At 36.6% G+C, this 19,006-nt stretch carries 16 protein-coding genes and 1 other annotated feature (1 of these 17 only partly in view); of the genes, 3 read left to right on the plus strand and 13 right to left on the minus strand.

Annotated features, from left to right (window positions below; all coding sequences use genetic code 11):
* Window positions 1–40 precede the first annotated feature (40 nt).
* The 3 genes from IGI65_RS13405 to rlmH form a co-directional block, all read right to left on the minus strand.
* Complete coding sequence (locus IGI65_RS13405; RefSeq protein WP_438774354.1) at window positions 41–547, minus strand: DUF1456 family protein; 507 nt, start codon at window positions 545–547, stop codon at window positions 41–43.
* 295 nt (window positions 548–842) lie between these two features.
* Window positions 843–1,787: a hypothetical protein gene (locus IGI65_RS13410; RefSeq protein ID WP_438774355.1), complete on the minus strand. Its 945-nt coding sequence runs from the start codon at window positions 1,785–1,787 to the stop codon at window positions 843–845.
* Between the two features lie 197 nt (window positions 1,788–1,984).
* Window positions 1,985–2,464, minus strand: coding sequence for a 23S rRNA (pseudouridine(1915)-N(3))-methyltransferase RlmH (gene rlmH, locus IGI65_RS13415; RefSeq protein ID WP_438774356.1), 480 nt, complete (start codon window positions 2,462–2,464; stop codon window positions 1,985–1,987).
* 364 nt (window positions 2,465–2,828) lie between these two features.
* On the opposite strand from rlmH, the gene IGI65_RS13420 reads away from it, so the two are divergent.
* A complete protein-coding gene (locus IGI65_RS13420) occupies window positions 2,829–4,088 on the plus strand; it encodes a S1C family serine protease (RefSeq protein ID WP_438774357.1) in 1,260 nt (419 codons plus the stop codon).
* A gap of 282 nt (window positions 4,089–4,370) precedes the next feature.
* Here IGI65_RS13420 and ytpR read toward each other — a convergent pair whose 3' ends face one another.
* The 4 genes from ytpR to pepA all read right to left on the minus strand — a co-directional run bounded on the left by ytpR (window position 4,371) and on the right by pepA (window position 6,993).
* A complete protein-coding gene (gene ytpR / locus IGI65_RS13425; RefSeq protein WP_071865092.1) occupies window positions 4,371–4,979 on the minus strand; it encodes a YtpR family tRNA-binding protein in 609 nt (202 codons plus the stop codon).
* 89 nt (window positions 4,980–5,068) lie between these two features.
* Window positions 5,069–5,536 carry a universal stress protein gene (locus IGI65_RS13430; RefSeq protein ID WP_071865093.1) on the minus strand — a complete coding sequence of 156 codons (468 nt, stop codon included), beginning with the start codon at window positions 5,534–5,536 and terminating at the stop codon, window positions 5,069–5,071.
* 23 nt (window positions 5,537–5,559) lie between these two features.
* A complete protein-coding gene (locus tag IGI65_RS13435; RefSeq protein ID WP_438774358.1) occupies window positions 5,560–5,871 on the minus strand; it encodes a thioredoxin family protein in 312 nt (103 codons plus the stop codon).
* Window positions 5,872–5,913: 42 nt separating this feature from the next.
* Window positions 5,914–6,993 carry a glutamyl aminopeptidase gene (gene pepA / locus IGI65_RS13440; RefSeq protein WP_438774359.1) on the minus strand — a complete coding sequence of 360 codons (1,080 nt, stop codon included), beginning with the start codon at window positions 6,991–6,993 and terminating at the stop codon, window positions 5,914–5,916.
* Between the two features lie 209 nt (window positions 6,994–7,202).
* On the opposite strand from pepA, the gene IGI65_RS13445 reads away from it, so the two are divergent.
* Window positions 7,203–7,547 carry a PepSY domain-containing protein gene (locus IGI65_RS13445; protein WP_438774360.1) on the plus strand — a complete coding sequence of 115 codons (345 nt, stop codon included), beginning with the start codon at window positions 7,203–7,205 and terminating at the stop codon, window positions 7,545–7,547.
* A gap of 135 nt (window positions 7,548–7,682) precedes the next feature.
* Here the strand turns inward: IGI65_RS13445 and IGI65_RS13450 are convergent, their stop codons facing one another.
* Window positions 7,683–8,762 (minus strand): hypothetical protein, encoded by a 1,080-nt coding sequence (locus IGI65_RS13450; protein WP_438774361.1) that lies wholly within the window; start codon window positions 8,760–8,762, stop codon window positions 7,683–7,685.
* A gap of 159 nt (window positions 8,763–8,921) precedes the next feature.
* Window positions 8,922–10,346 (minus strand): dipeptidase PepV, encoded by a 1,425-nt coding sequence (pepV, locus tag IGI65_RS13455; RefSeq protein WP_438774362.1) that lies wholly within the window; start codon window positions 10,344–10,346, stop codon window positions 8,922–8,924.
* Window positions 10,347–10,537: 191 nt separating this feature from the next.
* Between pepV and IGI65_RS13460 the strand changes: the two genes are divergently transcribed.
* The gene (locus IGI65_RS13460) at window positions 10,538–11,371 is read left to right on the plus strand and encodes an NAD(P)H-hydrate dehydratase (protein WP_438774363.1); all 834 of its coding nucleotides are present in this window, start codon (window positions 10,538–10,540) and stop codon (window positions 11,369–11,371) included.
* An 89-nt stretch (window positions 11,372–11,460) separates the two neighbouring features.
* Here IGI65_RS13460 and IGI65_RS13465 read toward each other — a convergent pair whose 3' ends face one another.
* The 4 genes from IGI65_RS13465 to aspS form a co-directional block, all read right to left on the minus strand.
* Window positions 11,461–13,827: a phosphoketolase family protein gene (locus IGI65_RS13465; protein WP_438774364.1), complete on the minus strand. Its 2,367-nt coding sequence runs from the start codon at window positions 13,825–13,827 to the stop codon at window positions 11,461–11,463.
* A 285-nt stretch (window positions 13,828–14,112) separates the two neighbouring features.
* Window positions 14,113–16,002 carry an acyltransferase family protein gene (locus tag IGI65_RS13470; RefSeq protein ID WP_071865100.1) on the minus strand — a complete coding sequence of 630 codons (1,890 nt, stop codon included), beginning with the start codon at window positions 16,000–16,002 and terminating at the stop codon, window positions 14,113–14,115.
* 39 nt (window positions 16,003–16,041) lie between these two features.
* Complete coding sequence (locus IGI65_RS13475; RefSeq protein ID WP_095006650.1) at window positions 16,042–16,917, minus strand: YitT family protein; 876 nt, start codon at window positions 16,915–16,917, stop codon at window positions 16,042–16,044.
* A 154-nt stretch (window positions 16,918–17,071) separates the two neighbouring features.
* A complete protein-coding gene (aspS, locus tag IGI65_RS13480) occupies window positions 17,072–18,844 on the minus strand; it encodes an aspartate--tRNA ligase (RefSeq protein ID WP_438774365.1) in 1,773 nt (590 codons plus the stop codon).
* Between the two features lie 73 nt (window positions 18,845–18,917).
* Window positions 18,918–19,006, minus strand: a binding site (T-box leader); it runs 117 nt beyond the window's last position.

Below are 19,006 nucleotides of genomic sequence, written 5' to 3' on the forward strand. Positions count from 1 at the left end.
CTTGCGCGGAATCTAGAGTGAAAAAGTTGTTTCCATCCAACTAAACTTTTCTATTATATATCCCTAACCCTTTAAGAAAATTACGCATATATTTATCGCCACAAGGTTTGAAATTTCGCTGGCCTTCTTTTCGTAAAAAAGCCCCAATCTCTCCTTTTGATGGATAAAGCGCAACTTCTGCAAAGATAGCTAAGATATCTTCTGTAGTCATCGAAAGGGCAATCTTCACCTTTTTCAACATAACGTTATTAATATGTTTTATTTCCTTACTTTTTTGCGATTTTTCCTCTACAGGTTTATCCTTTTGTGGTCCCCGTGCAAGAAGAATTAAGCCATTTAAAAACGCATCAAAAACTTGATTATTGATCGCTTTTTCATAAACATTATTTCCCTTATTATCTTCGTGTTTATCGTGAACTTTTGTCAATATAGCCCGCATCTCTTCTTTGGTTACAGGTACCCCGCCCAATTCAAACGCTTTTATCATATCAGTGTCTTTTAAATCAATCGCATAACGCAATCGCAATAATCTATCATTGTTATTCATTTATTTCCCCTAACTTATTATTTATTACTTACTTTAAGCATAACTTTATTTAATAAGTTTCAACTTAGCATAAATAGCAAGAAATTACATCCCCTGCTGTAGAAAACTAGAAATTATGCAGATTTATTTTGCGTTTAAAGTTGTAGCAGGCTTTACTTTTAATAACACTCCTATTGTCCAAAGTAACCAATCAACTATATCTACAGCCACTTTTTCTTACTCTTCTCCTTTAAAACCAAAAAGACACTACATTTTCTTTTAAACTCACAGTAATTAAAGCAATTTAGGAACTTCCTCAAGGTGCATCCACAGTTATAATTTCTACACCTAATCCACGAAAATGCATGATACTGTGATTGGCTTCTCCAGTATTAGCGTCAACAGAAATTGCTGCACTTGGGGCGCCCTCTATCATTACATAGATATTATAAAACCCACTTCCATCCTCATTTAAAAAAATCTTGCCCGGATTCATATTTTGAAAACTAACTTGTTGACCATCTGAGTTGAAATTATAAAAGTTCTCTGCAATATCCAATGCCTGTCTTTCTGTAATTGAAAAAGTGGAATCCATTTCATTTCCAGAAGCTAGTTGTTGCTCTGCCGCTTTTTGTTTTGCTATCTTTTCTTCAGCCGCCTTTTTTTGTGCTTCTTCTTTTGCTTTTTGCTCAGCGGCTTCTTTTTCAGCTAACGCTATTTTCTCAATCTCTGTTAAATTTAATTGGGAAAGTTCTACTGTCTTAGCTATTAAATCTTTGTAATATGTACCTTGTAGTTTTTCATTTTGAATAACCTTCAGTTTCTCATTTGACTCAGTATACTTCTTCTCCTCAGACAATTTTTCCGCCTCATTATACAATTTCATGCTCTCATCAAGCGTATTCTTAATAGCAATAAATTCTTCACCAACTTTTTGAACATGTTTCTTAATTGTATCTGGTACATTTTTATCATTCGAAAGTTTAGTTGATAAATCCAAACCTTTCTCCAAATCCTCTTCTTCTTGGTATTTAAGTAAGATTTGATAATTTTTTACTGCAGCTAAGTAATTCTCCGCTTTTTTATCATCATTTTTTTCTTTCAAAGCTGTTTCAAAATAGCCTTTTGCCTTAGGATAATTCTGGTCTGCCACTGCTTGAATACCGTCTGTCATTGCAGATTGGTACGCTTCTTCTGACTTATTTGAACAACCCACCAGTAACAAAGAAATAATTGCTAACCCTAACAAAATTTTCTTCACAATTTTCCCCGCCTTTCCTTATACGTGTATCATTAGGTCGCTTTTTACAGCAAACGTTTTCAACAAAGAGTAAACTCTGATCGCTTACTTACAAAGCACGGATTGTTAGCATTTAGAAGTAGTTAGTAAAAAGATAAATTAGCCAGCTTTTGGCTTTCATTAAATTAAATCTATAAAATAGACAGCAAAAAACCGCATCACTTGTGATACGGCTCCCCATGATTAATCCGAAAGGCGCGGTAGATTTGTTCTACTAGAATCAGTCGCATTAATTGGTGCGGGTACGTCATTTTGCCAAATGAAATTGCTGCATTACTCCGTTTCATAACAGCAGTACTTAACCCTAGTGAACCACCAATGACAAAAACAAAATGACTTTTTCCTTGTACCATTAGCTGGGCCATTTGCTTAGCAAAAGCCTCACTGGTTGGATTTTCACCTTCAATTGCTAAGGCAAAAACATAATCTTGTTCTTTGATTTTAGCTAAAATTCGCTCTCCTTCTTTGTCTTTTACTTGTTGCATTTGAGCTGCACTTAAATTTTCTGGTGCTTTTTCATCTGCTACTTCAATTAACTCAATTTTTGTATAACCGCCTAAACGTTTCATATATTCTTTTATCCCTTGCACGAGATATTTTTCTTTTAATTTGCCGACTGCAATAATTTTAATTTGCATATTTTACCTCTTTTCCCCAATTGTTCATAAGTCTTTTTTAGTTTACCACAAAGTTTTACACATTCATTTTTCTTTTCGCTAAATATTTACTACGCAAAAATGTCGAGTTAATCCTATCAAAGCATAGCAAACATACGTTTCCACATTTTTATCCACATTGTTCACAAGTCTGTGGATAACTAATCCCCAATTTTTACAAAAGTGCAATAACGATCGTTTTCAAAGGAAAAGATAAAATTTCTTCATTTGTGAAATATTTCCTACCAACTTTTTCATATTTTATTCAAAGTCTATAATTAGACTAAACTCAGCAATAAATCATATACTATAATTATAAGAATTCCACAATAAGGGGGAAACAAACATGCAAAGAAAAAAATCAGGTGGCGCGCTTAGTCGCTTTTTCATCGGGATATTAGGTGGTGTATTAGGAGCAGCCTTAGTAGGTGGTGGTTTTTATCTCGCCAATGGTTCCAATTTACAACCAAGTAATACCTCAGAACAAACAACAACAGCGAGTGGTGAAACAAAAGTATCAAATGTAAAAGTTGATGCAGATACAGATATTACTTCTGCCGTAGAAAAAGTTCAAGATGCTGTCGTATCAGTTATTAATTTACAAAAACAACAAGCCTCATCAAGTAATCCATTTGGAGACTTATTTGGTCAAGGACAATCTGAGTCAGAATCAGACAGTGATAGTGAGTCTGGTGACTTACAAGCAGTCGGTGAAGGTAGTGGTGTCATTTATAAAAAGGATGGCAATACTGCTTATGTAGTTACTAATAATCACGTTGTTGAAGGACAAGATGGATTAGAAGTTGTTTTAAAAGATGGCGAAAAAATTAAAGCCGAATTAGTTGGAACAGATACTTATACTGACTTAGCAGTTCTAAAAATTAGTAGTGATAAAGTTGATAAAACAGCTACTTTTGGTGATTCTTCAGCCTTGAAGGTTGGTGAACCTGCGATTGCAATTGGTTCGCCTTTAGGTTCCCAATATGCTAACTCTGTTACTTCTGGGATTATTTCTTCTTTAAATCGCCAAGTCTCTGATTCACAAACTGGCGTGAATATCAGTGCAATTCAAACTGATGCTGCAATTAACCCTGGTAACTCTGGTGGTCCTTTAGTTAATATTGCCGGTCAGGTAATTGGTATTAATTCAAGTAAGATTGCCTCAACGAACTCTTCTAGTTCTGACATCAGCGTTGAAGGTATGGGCTTTGCCATTCCAAGTAATGACGTAGTTTCTATTATTAATCAGCTTGAAAAAGATGGCAAAGTTACTCGCCCAGCTCTTGGTATTACTATGGTAGACTTATCAGCTGTTACATCACAACAACAAGAACAAATCTTAAAAGTACCTAGCTCACTTAAAAATGGGGTTGTCATCACGACGGTTCAAAATGCAACTCCAGCAGAACAAGCTGGCTTAAAACAATATGATGTGATCACTAAAATTGATGGCAAAGAAGTCGACTCTACTTCTGATTTACAATCTGCTTTATACAAGAAAAAAGTCGGCGATTCCATTGAAATTACCTATTACCGTGGTAGCAAAGAACACACAACAAAAGTCGCCTTAACAATCGACCAATCTGCTTTAAAGCAAAATAATTAATTTTAAACAGGATTTCATCCGTAGCCTTTAGAAAAGGTTGCGGATGTTTTTGTCGAAAGACTGATAATTTTTGATTCTTAACCAGTTGCACACACTATTCAACTACAAAAATTTAGCACAATAAAAAAGCTTCCTACTTAATGTAAGAAGCTTTTCTTGTTGTCTAGCTTTACACACGAACTCTTCGCACATTGAATCAAAATAACAAGAAATATGCGAAATAATTTTTTATCATTCTACCCTAAACCAAAAAAGTTATGCGCGTTTATGAAGATTTTCTTGTTATGCGCGTTTAAATTCACTGCCAACGACTGCATCTTGGCTTAATTCTAAAATACCTTTTTTCTGTGGCGCATTGGGTAACTCTAATTCTTTAGCTGAACAAATCATGCCATAACTTTCAACCCCACGTAAAACGCCTGGCCAAATTAGCATTCCATCAGGCATCATTGTACCAGGTTTTGCTACAACGACTTTTAAACCTTCCCGAATATTTGGTGCGCCGCAAACAATTTGTAAAACTTCACCATTGTCTACTTCAGTTTCAGTGATTGATAAATGATCACTGTCTGGATGTGGCACACAACTTTTGACAAAACCAACTACAAAATGAGGTTCATGATCATAAGGTAATTTTTCATTAAAACCTGAAATTGCTAATTTTTCATTTAAAAGATCGATTTGTTCATCAGTTAATGAAATGGCGCCATTGCCAGTTAATTCTAGAAATTCAGAAACGTGGAAAAAGTTCCAGCCGACAATTGTACCTGCGCTATTTTTAATTTGCGCAATATTGAATTTTCGTTCAACCGTTTGTTCCAATCCCTGATCGTCAGCCATCATTACAAGTAAAGTATCGCCAACATGGGCTTTGTTGTATGCAAAAATCACAACGTTTCCTCCTTAAAAACACTATTAAAAATTAGTAGCGGAAGTTTTAAAACTTCCGCTAGCTATCTTACCAAAAAAGCAAGGAATCGTCATGCTTTTTCGTTCTTTTCTTCATAAGTTACCACTAAAACATCACAAGGAGCTTCGCGAATAACAAAACTTGCCACACTTCCGGTCATAAAGCGTTCGACTGCATTTAAGCCTGATTGTCCTACCATAACTAAATCAATATCATACTTTTCTGGTAATTGTGTCGCCATTGCAGTTTTGGCAGAGCCATAAGCCACAATACCTTCAATATTCGTAAAATCAACTGATTTGCCATAATCCTTACATTCTTCAATCAACACTTTGGCTGCCTCGGTTTCTTGATCCACAATATTTTGATTCAATGAACTGTACCCCATTAAAACGGGGACATTTTGTTGAATGACATTTGCCACATAAACTTTACCATCGTTGCGTCGGGCAACTTCCACTGCTTTTTGAAATGCTTGCGTTGCTTGTTCAGAACCGTCAATGCCGACTAAAATGTTTTGATACACCTGTCTACTCATTGCAATCTCCTCTTTTCCAAAGCTTATAAACTGTTCAAAAAATCTTCAATCTCCGCTTTTGTTTTACGATCTTTATTAACCAAACGTCCTAGTTCTTTGCCTTCTTTTATGACCACTAGACTAGGAATACCAAAAATATTCCACTTGGCTGCAACATCAATGTATTTATCTCGGTCAACTTCAATAAAGTTATACTGCGGAAAATCAGCTTCAATTTCTGGTAATGCAGGTTTAATGAACCGACAATCACCACACCAATCAGCTGTGAAGAAAAAGACATTTTGCCCCTTATCTACGTAAGTTGCTAATTCTTCTAAATTTTTAGGAATAATCATGAGTCTCTCCTCTTTTTAACGCCATTTTTTCGGAATTACTTACTATTTACCACCAATAATCGTTTCCACTGTACTTTTATCTAAACCTTTTAAAGTTTGGATTAACATTTCCCGTGCTGCTTCAAAATCAGCGATACTAAACATCGTTTGATGAGTGTGAATATAGCGCCCACAAACACCAATAACGGTACTTGGCACACCTTCATTTGTTGTATGAGCTGCACCTGCATCTGTACCACCTTTTGAAACAAAGTATTGGTATGGAATGTTGTAGGTTGCGGCTGTATCTAACAAGTACTCTTTTAAGCGAGGCAACATAATCAAACCAGGATCATAAATACGCATTAAAGTACCTTCGCCTAAATGACCAAATGTTCCATTTTTTGTGACGGTGTCATCAGCAGCAGAACAGTCAACAGCAAAGAATAAATCCGGTTTGAATTTGGAAACAGAAGGTTTTGAACCTCTTAAACCGACTTCTTCTTGCACATTTGCACCGGCAATTAAAGTATGCCCCAATTTCTCATTTTCTAAAGCTTCTAATGCTTCTAAAACTAAGGTACAACCGTAACGATTATCCCAAGCTTTACTAATAATATTTTTACCATTAGCTGTTTTAATTGTTTCTACTTGCGGTACGATAGTGTCTCCTGGTAAAACACCATATTCTAGTGCTTCTTCTTTTGAAGCAAAACCAGCATCAAATAAAATACTTTCAACTGAAACATTTTGTTGACCGCTCGTTCCTCTTAATAAATGTGGTGGAACAGAGCTTGAAATACAAGGATAATTATGCCCTGTTGAAGTTTTCAAAGTAAAACGTTGTGCTGATACTACGTAAGGATTCCAACCACCCAATGGTACAACTTTAAATAAGCCAGTCGGAGTAATTTCTGTTAGCATAAAACCAACTTCATCCATATGCGCTGCGACCATTACGCGGGGAGCATCTTCATCTTCATGATGACGAATACCAAAAATCCCGCCTAAACCATCTTGTTGCATTTCATCTACAAGTGGCGTCATTTTTTCTTTCATATACGCTCTGACTTCATGTTCAAAGCCACTTGTTCCTTGTAGTTCTGTTAATTCTTTAATACGTGCAAATGTTTTTTCTTCCATCTATTTGCGCCCGTAGGCTAACCCTTCTTTCATAAAAATCTTTACGTGCCTATTATAGCATAACAAATTCCCAGACAAATTCATTCACGCCAAAAGTAGTTTTTTCTATGTATTTTTTTACTTTGTGATAGAATAAAAGTGGATAAAAAAGAAGATATCCTCTGCAACTTACTAGCAGAGATTAGATGAAAAATATAGGAGGGCGCCTAATGAACAACGAAAATGAAATTTCATATTTTAAAGGCGGACTGGCGCTAGGAATGGGCGTTGGTCTAGTTAGTGGGATGGCTTCTGCTTTTTGGCTACAACGCAAAAAAAATTTACGAGCGGATGATGTTTTACAAATCGTTAAAGATGAATTTTTAAAAGAAGGACCAATTGAAGGCTCTTGGATTAATTTTGAAAAACAACCTTTACGTAAATTTGCCGTCCATTCTGAAGGCTATGAAGGCGGTATTACACGTTTAGAAGACGATCAGTTAGTCACCTATGAGTTTTTGGCTGATGCTAAAACAGGTACTGTTTTAGACATCAAACGGATTAAAATCAATTAATTTTATTTGATACAGAAGCTAAGTTCTTTATCTATACCAAAAGACTGAAAGTTACACGTTAACTGTAGCTTTCAGTCTTTTTTCGTATCCACAAGCGACTTTTATTCCTTTTGTGTCTGTTAGTAACAATGAAAATTATTCTTTTATTTTTAAATTACCTAATAACGTTTTAATATCTAACTGGATAGCGTACTCGATATTCTTATTGGTGTGATGACGATACGCCTTGGCGCCACTTTCAAACATCGCAAATAACGAATCTCCATCGGTATTGATTTGCTCAAGATAAGGCGGGAAATCCAGTACAAGTTTTGCTGACTCAGGATTAAAGCCTCCTTTTGTATCTTGTAAATCAAAAACATATAATTTACTATCACGATTACCAAAAGATTGCGACATAAACATGTAATTTTTCCAATAAGCAATTCCTTGAATTTTTTTCAAGATATGAGTGGTATCTTCAGAATTTAAGTCATCTGCTGCCCCTAAGTCATTAAGTGACTGCGTTTGGGTAACAACAGAAACTAAATCCCCTTTAGTATCAAAAGGAAACATCGCTAATTTACCTTCCTTTTTATTAGAAAAATAGCCGACAACTAAAAAGGGATCCAAGTAAGCCAAAAGAGAGGCTCTCGGTATATCTCCGATTGGAATTGTCATATCATAGCGGATTGGCTGGTTTTTTTCAGCTAAATCATAATTGGCCAATGTATCTGTTAATAACAAAGATAAACTTGCTTTTTTATTTGTTTCAGTTGCCAACCATAGCTGTTGTGCTTCTTTGCGATAAACTATCCCACCCAAATGAGGCTCTCCTGGTACGACAATTGTTTTTTCCCATTTTTTCGTCTTTTTATCAATTACTTGTACCACAGAATGATGTTCATGCAAATGACAATACTCACTTATATAAATTTTATCAGCACTCATAGCAATCCCTTGTGGTGTTAAATCGTGACATAAAGATTTTTCACCGGTTTTTAACGCGATACTTTCCCCTTCAAAAAGACCTGGGATAGGGTACATCCCTGCTTTAGGATCATCTGCTGGAAGCAGTGCCGCTTTAACTTCAGGATATTCTTTTAAAATCGTCAATTGTTGCTCTTTTGTTTTTAGAACATTGGCTTTTTTACTATCATTTTGATAAACTTTATACCCAATTCCTATCATAATGATGAATAAAACACTGCCTAAAATAATCCAACTCTTTTTCATCTAACTCCTCCTTTTATTAAGAATCAAATGTAAAAGAAAAGCACCTAAAGCAGAAGAATATGCACGGTTTAAATGCTTTTGAATGTAAGCTATAAGCAAATACATCAAACTTCTGTTCAGGTACTTTTTAATAAGACTTTTACTAAGTGTTGTTAATTCTTACTTCGCTAAACGATAAATAGCATCAGCGTAGATAGCTGTCGCCCGCAATAAATCGTCTAATGTCATAAATTCATTGGCTTGGTGCATAGTATCAACATAACCTGGGAACATAGCGCCATAAGCGACACCTCGTTCTAATAGACGGCCATACGTGCCACCACCGATGATTTTTTCATGTCCTTTTTCGCCAGTATGATCTTCATAAACGGCTAGTAAAGTTGCTACCAATGGATCATCTTCTGGTACGTAATGAGGTAACATATTGCGTTCATTGTGGGTAATAGAGGCACCTTCCATGCCTAATTTACCATCAACAGAAATTTCTAGTCCTTCTGCTGTCACACCTTTGGGATAGCGGAAGTTCATTGCAATAAAATTATCTGCTTGGAAGCCTTCTTCATTTTCTTTAAAAGCAAACAGTCCAGCGTTCATTGTCAATTTACCCATTTTTTCATCTTCATACGCTACACCTAATTTTTCACCATAAAAATCTTCGTGAATAATTGTAGCCGCCACATGTAAAAATTGTTTGGCGCCGCCACCAAATTCAAATTGATCTAAAAATAGAGCTAAGAATGTTCCGGCATTAATCCCAGATTGAGGACTAGCACCATGGGCACTTTTACCGACTAATTCAATTGAAACTTCCACATCTTCAACAGTAATCGTACCAGTAACAGGATTTTGTTCAACAAAGTCATAAAAAGCTTTTTCCATTGCTAAGGCAGCTTCTTCATCTGGTACTAACATTTTTGCTGTTGCTGCACCTGGCACCATATTTTCTCTAAGACCCGCTGCAAAATTTTTCAAACCATAAGCGCCTTCGTTGTTACCATGAAAATGAGCACCTAAAGTAATATTCCCTTTTTCACCATTAATAATTGGAAATTCTGCATCTGGTGAAAAGCCAAAATCAGGTTTTTCTTCTTTTTCAAAGTAATAGTTCATGTCGGCCCAACCTGATTCTTCATCAGAACCTACGACAAAGCGTACTTTTTTACTTAATGGTAAACCTAAATCACGGACGATTTTCATGCCGTAATATGCTGCCATACTTGGACCTTTATCATCTGAAGAACCGCGAGCAAAAATTTTGCCATCTTTTAGGACTGGTTCATAGGGATCTGTGTCCCAACCATCACCAGCAGGTACTACATCCATGTGACCGAAGATACCTAAAGTTTCATTTCCTTCACCAAATTCGATATGACCTGCATAATTGTCGACGTTTTTTACAGTAAAGCTGTCGCGTTGGCCATAAGCCAGCATGTGTTTTAAAGCGTCTTTTGGCCCTGGTCCAAAAGGTGCATCGTCTGTTTTTTTACTGTCATCTCGTTCACTGTTAATGCGTAATAAATCAAATAAATCTTTAAGTAAATCGTCTTTTCTAGCATCAACTTCTTTTTGCCAATTAATATCCATCTACATTTCCTCCTGACAATTACATAACTTAATTAGACATCTGTCATAAATATTAAGTCTATGTATAAAACTGCATTATTCTCAACTATCATACCACTTTTAGCAACTTTTTGACAAAGGATGCTGACTGATTTTTGGTTGAAATAAAAAAGATTGGTTATAATAAAACTAAAGAACAAAAAGGAGAACCTATGGAAATTTTATCAGAAGCTATTTTAACTAACGTCATCAAAAAACGGCCAGCTATTTCCCATAAAGGTACATTTGGTCGTGCTGTTCTAATTGGGGGCAACAAGCAATATGGTGGAGCAATTATGATGAGTGCTGAAGCTTGCGTTAAAAGTGGGGCGGGCTTAGTCACTGTGATTACTCAAAAAGACAACCACGCCCCCTTGCACGCTCGTTTACCAGAAGTTATGGTCGTGGATTGGGAGGATGAAAAACTTATTTTTCAAGTGCTGGAAAGTGCAACTGTCATTTTAATCGGACCAGGACTAGGATTGGATGAACACAGTCTTAAATTATTAAAAATTGTTTTATCGCTACAAACAAAAAATCAGTGGCTGGTTATTGACGGCTCTGGGATTAGTTTATTTGCCCAAGAAGCATTGTCACTAACTCATCCTTCTCACACCGTTTTTACACCGCATCAAATGGAATGGCAGCGCCTCAGTGGTATTCCAATAGAGCAACAAAATGAGCAGACTAATGCTACTTTTCAACAAAAGCTTCAGGCCAATGTAATCGTTAAAAGTCATCGCACCGAAATTTATACTATAAAAGAGTGCTATCATTGTCCTTTAGGTAATCCTGCTATGGCAACCGGTGGTACTGGTGATACTTTAGCCGGAATGGTGACTGGCTTTTTGGCGCAATTTCAAAATAAAAGTGATGCAATCTGTGCGGCTGTTTATCTCCACAGCTATATTGGCGATCTCTTGGCAGAAGATAATTATGTGGTTTTACCAACCACTATCAGTGCTGCTTTACCTCACTATATGCAGTATTTTAGTAACAAAGATTAACTTTTTTCTTACCTAAAAAAACAGCTCCTTTTCTCCTTTGCTGCTCTAATTTGCAGTTAAGAAAAAAGGGGCTGTTACTGTTTAATAAACTATTTCAACTCTTGCCATTGCCAATTTTCAACTTCTGGAATGTCGACGCCATTTTCACGAATATAATCATGATGGAAATTAAGTTTATCTTCCATTTTTTGACCAAATTCAGCTCCTTGTGCACCATAAACTGCCAGTGCGACATCTTGCGCTACATGGAAACGATCCATTTGAGAGTAAACCCGCATGTCAAACGGTGTAGTGATATCACCATTTTCGCGATAACCATGGATGCGGACATTGCGATTGGTACGATTAAAGAAAATATCACGAATCAAACCTTCATAACCGTGGAAACAAAAAACAATTGGTTTATCTTTGGTAAAATAATTTTCAAATTCTTCATCGCTTAGTCCTCTTGGATCAACATCTGGGTGACGTAATTTTAATAAGTCGACGACATTAATAAAGCGAATTTTCAACTGTGGAAATTCTTGATTCAAAATTGTAATTGCTGCTAAGGCTTCTAAGTTAGGTTCAGTGCCAGCTGCCGCAATAACAATATCTGGTTCTTTATTGCCATCAGTTGAAGCCCAATCAATAATTTTCAACCCATCTTTTACTAAAACTTCTGCCTCTGCCACTGAATAAAATTGTGGACGAGGATGTTTAGATGAAACAATCAAATTAATTTTTTCTTCTGATGCCAAAGTTTCTGCCATTACTGCCAGTAAGGTATTAGTATCAGCTGGTAAATATTCCCGAATAAATTCTGGTTTTTTCTCCGCCAAATGCGTTAACACCCCAGGATCTTGGTGCGTATAACCATTATGATCTTGTTGAAAAGCAGTCGAAGATGAAATCAAATTTAAAGATGGATAATTTTTCCGCCACGCTTGTTCTTTGGCTTTTCGCATCCATTTAAAGTGTTGGGTAATCATGGAATCTACCACGCGCAAGAATGCTTCATAAGAGGCAAAGAAACCATGCCGTCCGGTTAAAACATAACCTTCTAAAAAGCCTTCACTTTGATGTTCTGATAGTTGTGAATCAATTACTCGGCCGACTGGCGCTAACCATTCATCATATTTTGTATTTTCTGGTTCTAACCATTGACGATTGGTAACATCAAAAACTTCATTCAAACGATTTGATTTTGTTTCATCTGGACCAAAAATTCGAAAATTATGGAGATTAGCGGTGATAATATCCCGAGCAAATTTACCAAACTCAATCATATCTTGCGCCATTACGGCACCAGGTTTTTGCGTATCGATGGCGTACTTTTTCCAATCGGTAATCTTTAAAGGTTTTGGATCTATGCCACCATTTGTAATCGGGTTGGCTGACATACGTTTAGCGCCTTTTGGTGCAAGTGCTTGAATTTCTGCCTTAATTGTCCCTTTATCATCAAAAAGTTCGTCCGGACGATAAGATTTTAACCAGTTCGTTAACGCATCAACGTGATCCATGTGTTGTTCATCAATTGGAATTGGTACTTGATGGGCGCGAAAACTACCTTCAATTGCTTCGCCATCCCATTCCTTTGGCCCTGTCCAGCCTTTAGGTGTGCGGCAAATAATCACCGGCCAATGGGGCATCGTTGCATTTTCGGCTTTGTCTTGGCGCGCTTTTGCTTGAATTGCTTTAATTTTTTCAATCGTTTCATCCATAACTGTTGCCATTTGTTCATGTAAAATTGCTGGATCGTCTCCTTCAACAAAGACTGGATCCCAGCCCATTCCTTCAAAGTATTTCTGCAAATCTTCATCTGATTTACGGGCTAAAATGGTTGGATTGGCAATCTTGGCACCATTTAAATGTAAAATTGGCAACACAGCTCCGTCATTGACTGGATTAATAAAAACATTTGAAAACCACGAAGCTGCCAGTGGTCCTGTTTCTGATTCACCATCACCAACAACAGTTGCGGCAATCACATCAGGATTATCTAAAATAGCTCCTGTAGCATGGGAAAGTGAATAACCTAATTCGCCACCTTCATGAATTGATCCTGGCGTTTCTGGCGCTGCATGAGAAGCAATTCCCCCAGGAAATGAGAAAATTTTACATAATCTTTCTAGTCCTGCTTCATCTTGGGTAACTTCAGGGTAAATTTCAGAATAATGACCATCAATATACGCATTTGAAACCATTACTTGTCCACCATGTCCAGGACCTTCAATATAAAACATATTCAAATCATATTTATTGATAACACGATTTAAATGGGCGTAAATAAAGTTTTGACCAGCAATCGTTCCCCAATGACCAATTGGGCGCACTTTAACATCTTTAGGTTGGATTTCTCTTCTTAATAAAGGATTTCCTTTTAAGTAAATTTGTGCTACTGAAATATAATTAGCCGCACGCCACCAAGCATCAACTTTTTCTAGATAGGCTTTTGAATTATAATCTACTGTCATTGTCCTACTCCTTTTTTACTAAGCGTAACGCTTATTTTTTTAAACAATCGGTAAATAAAACCCATTGTTTTTACACATAATTTTAAAATGCAACAACCTACTTCAGATTAAAAAACTGTTTTTCATAGTTTAATGGTAACACAATCTAGTAAATCTGATGATTTGAACGTCTTTAAGTGATTTTCTAAACAAAAAACTCCTTTTGCACAAACGACAGACAGTTTCGGTAACTGGTTCGTTTTGTAGCAAAAGGAGTTTTCTTATTTTTATAAAACTAGTGAAAGTTTAAGACTTGATCAGGCTATCAACCATTAATTTAACGTAGTTAGTTAAACCATCGGGATTGATGTGGGTACCATCTTCATAAAACCACTCATTATGATTAATACTATAATCATACCAATCAATAATCGTTAAGTTTTTATATTTTTTGGCCATACTGGTTAAGGCTGCATTTACCGTTCCTTGGGTACGCACAGTTGGGGCCCGCATGTTAATCCAATAAACTTTGCGCTCTTGTCCCATAATCGCCATAATATCGGCAAATTGTTGATCCGTAAATGGACTATTGGTCCCCAATCCGATAATCACAGTGTCATGTAACAATTTATCGTCTTTTAATTTTTGGAGTAAATCAACACTGGCATAAACTTGGCGGTTGATTTCGGCATCTACTACAGAATTAGGAAACATTTCATTTAATCCCGCTGCCGCCCCTAACATGACGGAATCACCAAAGAAAGTAAATTTAGCTGCATCCGCTTTTTTAACTTGACTGTCGGTCACGCCATACTTTTGGGCTAATTCTGAATGTTGCTCCGCTTTTTTGGCATTAGCCGCTTTATCGTCTGTTGTACTTGTCGTTGTGTTAGTGGTTTTTTCTTTTGCTGTTTTTTTAGACTCCGCTGCAATTTTACGATTGGCTAAAATTTGTTCTTTCATTTTTTGTTGATTGGCATCCACATGATTGACCGGTGCAATAATAAGCCCGACTACCGTGATACCTAAGATTGCAACTGTTGGAAGAAAAGCTGGTTTTTGCCAACTAAGAATTGGTTTTTTAAACCAACCTTTGACTACTTGCCACGTCTTAGAATAATCAAAGTGTCGCAATGGTTTTTCAAAGAATTGATAAGATAATTCACTTAGTAACATAATTAAAAATATTTCAACCACAGTGTGTAACAAAACGTTGTCTGCTAAATTTTTGATTTTTGCTTCATAAAAAATCATGACAGGATATTGATATAAATAAATCCAATAACTGCGGCTACCAATATACTTAAAGAGCGGATTAGTTAGCCATTTGTTCAGGCTTGCACCAGGATGAACTACCACCGCCAGTAAAACGACACACAGAATACTAATTAAAAAGAAACCACCATAATAAAGAAAACTATTTTGATCACTTAAGAAAAAGAAACTTAAAATTAAAAGGAATAAAGAAGTTAAGCCCACACCATTTAATAAGCGTTTTGCTTCTTTAGGAATTCTTTCTTTTAAATGATTTGACGGCCAAATAAAAGCTAGCGCGCTCCCCATCCAAATACCAAAGACCCGCGTATCTGTGCCATAATAAACACGAGTTGGATCACTGCCAGGTTTAAATAAGATTGCCATCCAAATGGCAGAAGCTAACGCGCCAATCATGACGGCGATAAAAATTTTGCCTCTTTTTTTCAATAGTAGCATCAAAATAATAAATAAAATCGGCCAAATTAAATAGTTCTGCGCTTCAACTGCTGTGTACCAGATATGCGTAAAAGGCGACTCGTTATTGAAACGATCAAAATAAGAGGCCCCGTTTTGAATCTGCCACCAGTTATTAAAAAATAAAAGGCTACTAAAAAATACGCCCCGCAAATTATTTAAAAGATTGCGCTGAAATAAAGTAATATAGGCCGTAGAAAGCACCATGACAAGAGCTAGATTAGGCCATAGGCGTTTAATTCTTTTTTTATAAAAAGTTAGCAAGCGAATTTTCCCCGTTTCTTGCCACTCTTGATTTAAGTGATCCGTAATTAAATAACCGGAAATCGCAAAAAATATCGCTACCCCTAAATACCCCCCTTTAACTTTATCTGGTAAAAGGTGATAAAAGATAACGCCTAAAACAGCCAGAGTGCGGACACCATCTAGGCCAGTAATATATCGTCGTTTTGTTTTTTGTTCCATGACTTCGCCACTTTTCCCACTAGATTCTATAAATTTTTATTACAATTCTTCTTCATAAAAGCGTCCTAAAATTTGAACATTTTCAGCGATACTGACAAAAGCTTTTGGATCTGACTCTCTCATTGCCTGACGCATCAAAGGTAATTCAAACCGTGTACAAACAGTTAACAAGACTGTCTGTTTATCATGTTTATAGGCACCTTCTGCTTCATTTATAATCGTAATTCCCCGACGCATCTTATCTTGAATATGATGGATCACCGCATCAGGATGACGCGTAATAATGGTTACCTGCATTTTCTTTTGTTTTGTAAAAACTGCATCGGTTACTTTGCCACTTACAAAGATGGCAATGGCACTATATAACGCATACTGCCAGCCAAACAGTAACCCGGCAGCGAACATAATCATAATATTAAAAATAATCGAAATCGAGCCGACTGTCTTTCCCGTCTTTTTTTGGATTGCAATACTAACAAAATCCAAACCACCTGAAGACAAGCCACTTCTTAATGCATAACCAATTCCTGCGCCCATCACAGCCCCACCAAAAATGGCACAAACAATTGGATCTGTTGTTAAGACTTCTTCTGGCATAATCTGCATAAATAAAGAAGCTAAAACAACGGTGATACCGGTGAAAATCGTAAACTTATGACCAACTTTAAACCACCCGACTAAAAACAAAGGTAGATTTAAAATTAATAAATTGGCCGAAACTGGAAGATTAAACCCGAACCAATCTGTTGAAAGTGTGGTAATAATTTGTGCCACACCGGTAATTCCACTAGAATAAATCTTTCCTGGTTGATAGAAAAAGTTTACTGCAATTGAGGCTAAAATTGCGTAAACAACAGAAAACGAAAACTTTTGCAAATAGTCTGAAATAGTGACTTTTTGCGCAATATTTTTCATGATAAAAAAAGCTCCTTATGCCTATAACTAAGAGGCAAGCCAAATCAAAGCCCATCGCAGTAATTCAACTTTCTTCTCGCTGTGTACATTATACGAAGTCTGATGCAAAAAGAAAAGGACAACCCACTAAAGTGAGTGTCCTTTTAAGATTCTTTTAGTCTTCTTCGGTTGCAGTGACTTCAATATTTAATTCAAATAGTTGTAATGGTGAAACGGTACTTGGTGCTTGCGTCATAGGATCAGCCGCTTTCCCATTTTTTGGAAAGGCAATCACTTCTCTAATATTGTCTTCACCTGCTAGTAACATAACAAAACGATCTAAACCTAAGGCAATTCCGCCTAGTGGTGGAAAACCATAGTCTAAAGCGTCTAATAAGAAACCAAATTGTTCTTGCATTTCTACGCGGCCAAAACCTAGAGCAGCAAACATTTTTTCTTGTAATTCGCGTTCATGGATACGCAATGAGCCCCCACCTAATTCATAACCATTTAAAACAATGTCATAAGCTTCGGCATGTACTTTGGTTGGATCAGTTGCTAGATATTGAATATCTTCTTTTTTGGGTAAAGTGAAAGGATGATGGGCCGAAACATAACGACCTTCTTCTTCACTATATTCAAATTGAGGCCAATCGGTAATCCATAAAAAGTTAAACTTGCTTTCATCAATTAAGCCTAATTCTTTGGCCATTTTATTCCGAACTGCACCAAGAGCTGCTGTTACCACGTTAAAGGAATCTGCACCAAACATGATTAAATCGCCAACTTCAGCATCTGTAGCGGCAATAATGTCCGCTTGTTTTTCTGTTAAAAATTTAGCAATTGGCCCTTTTAAGCCATCTTCTTCTACTTTAACCCAAGCTAGTCCTTTTGCACCAAACTGACCAACATAATGGGCATAGTTATCCATATCTTTACGAGAATACTTGCTAGCGGCACCTTTTGCATTTAGTGCTTTGACTACACCACCAGAAGTTAGTGCCATTTGGAAGACTTTAAAATCGACATCTTTTACCACATCACCTAAGTCCACTAATTCCATCGCAAAACGAGTATCTGGCTTATCACTACCGTAACGATTCATCGCCTCATCATAAGTCATGCGCGGAAATGGCAACGTCACTTCAATTCCTTTTACTTCTTGCATGACTTTTGCAATCATACCTTCTGTAATCTCTTGAATTTCTTCTACCGTTAGAAAACTCATTTCCATATCGACTTGCGTAAATTCAGGTTGGCGGTCGCCTCTTAAATCTTCATCCCGGAAACAACGCGCAATTTGATAGTAACGATCAAAGCCTGCGTTCATCAACAATTGCTTGAACAATTGCGGTGATTGTGGCAAAGCATAGAAGTGACCCGGATGTACTCGTGAAGGTACCAAATAATCCCGCGCACCTTCTGGCGTAGATTTACCTAAATAAGGTGTTTCAATATCCAAGAAACCTTTTTCGTCTAAATAATGACGAATGGCTTGGGTTGTTTTGTGACGCATGATAATATTTTGCGTCATTTTAGGACGACGTAAATCAAGTGAGCGATTTTTTAAACGAATTTCATCACTGATTTCTTGATCATCTTCAATTGCAAATGGTGGTGTTTTGGCTTTGTTTAAAACAGTAATTTCAGAGACGATAACTTCAAATTCGCCGGTTTTCATTTTGGGATTAATTGCTGCTGCTTCTCGTAAAATAACTTTACCTGTCACTTCAATCACATATTCACTGCGACATTTATCGGCAATTTCCCAGGCGTCTTTTGATAATTCAGGATTAAAGACCACTTGTACAATGCCTTCTCTGTCACGTAAATCAATAAAAATTACGCCACCTAAATCGCGACGCTTTTGTACCCAACCTTTTAAGGTTACAGTTTGTTCTAACTCAGCTTTTGAAACTAAACCACAATATACAGTTCGTTTTGCCATTTTTTACCCTCCATCAAACTCTTTTTTAATCAGCTTTTGGCCGTTTTTGGAATACAAAAAAAGCCCTTGTTCTCACAAGGGCGAATGATCAATCCACGGTACCACCTAAATTTGAAAGTTAAACTTTCCTCAAGACCGATAACGTTGGTAAAACGGAAGCGG

Origin of the sequence: Enterococcus sp. DIV0755b (assembly GCF_051713765.1) — a bacterium.
GTDB lineage: Bacteria > Bacillota > Bacilli > Lactobacillales > Enterococcaceae > Enterococcus_C > Enterococcus_C canintestini.

Excerpts from the sequence above, each read along its gene's own strand:
- IGI65_RS13405 (WP_438774354.1), bottom strand. The coding sequence starts at position 547 with ATGAATAACAATGATAGATTATTGCGATTGCGTTATGCGATTGATTTA.
- rlmH (WP_438774356.1), bottom strand. The coding sequence starts at position 2,464 with ATGCAAATTAAAATTATTGCAGTCGGCAAATTAAAAGAAAAATATCTC.
- IGI65_RS13420 (WP_438774357.1), top strand. The coding sequence starts at position 2,829 with ATGCAAAGAAAAAAATCAGGTGGCGCGCTTAGTCGCTTTTTCATCGGG.
- IGI65_RS13430 (WP_071865093.1), bottom strand. The coding sequence starts at position 5,536 with ATGAGTAGACAGGTGTATCAAAACATTTTAGTCGGCATTGACGGTTCT.
- IGI65_RS13435 (WP_438774358.1), bottom strand. The coding sequence starts at position 5,871 with ATGATTATTCCTAAAAATTTAGAAGAATTAGCAACTTACGTAGATAAG.
- pepA (WP_438774359.1), bottom strand. The coding sequence starts at position 6,993 with ATGGAAGAAAAAACATTTGCACGTATTAAAGAATTAACAGAACTACAA.
- IGI65_RS13445 (WP_438774360.1), top strand. The coding sequence starts at position 7,203 with ATGAACAACGAAAATGAAATTTCATATTTTAAAGGCGGACTGGCGCTA.
- IGI65_RS13450 (WP_438774361.1), bottom strand. The coding sequence starts at position 8,762 with ATGAAAAAGAGTTGGATTATTTTAGGCAGTGTTTTATTCATCATTATG.
- pepV (WP_438774362.1), bottom strand. The coding sequence starts at position 10,346 with ATGGATATTAATTGGCAAAAAGAAGTTGATGCTAGAAAAGACGATTTA.
- IGI65_RS13460 (WP_438774363.1), top strand. The coding sequence starts at position 10,538 with ATGGAAATTTTATCAGAAGCTATTTTAACTAACGTCATCAAAAAACGG.
- IGI65_RS13465 (WP_438774364.1), bottom strand. The coding sequence starts at position 13,827 with ATGACAGTAGATTATAATTCAAAAGCCTATCTAGAAAAAGTTGATGCT.
- IGI65_RS13470 (WP_071865100.1), bottom strand. The coding sequence starts at position 16,002 with ATGGAACAAAAAACAAAACGACGATATATTACTGGCCTAGATGGTGTC.
- IGI65_RS13475 (WP_095006650.1), bottom strand. The coding sequence starts at position 16,917 with ATGAAAAATATTGCGCAAAAAGTCACTATTTCAGACTATTTGCAAAAG.
- aspS (WP_438774365.1), bottom strand. The coding sequence starts at position 18,844 with ATGGCAAAACGAACTGTATATTGTGGTTTAGTTTCAAAAGCTGAGTTA.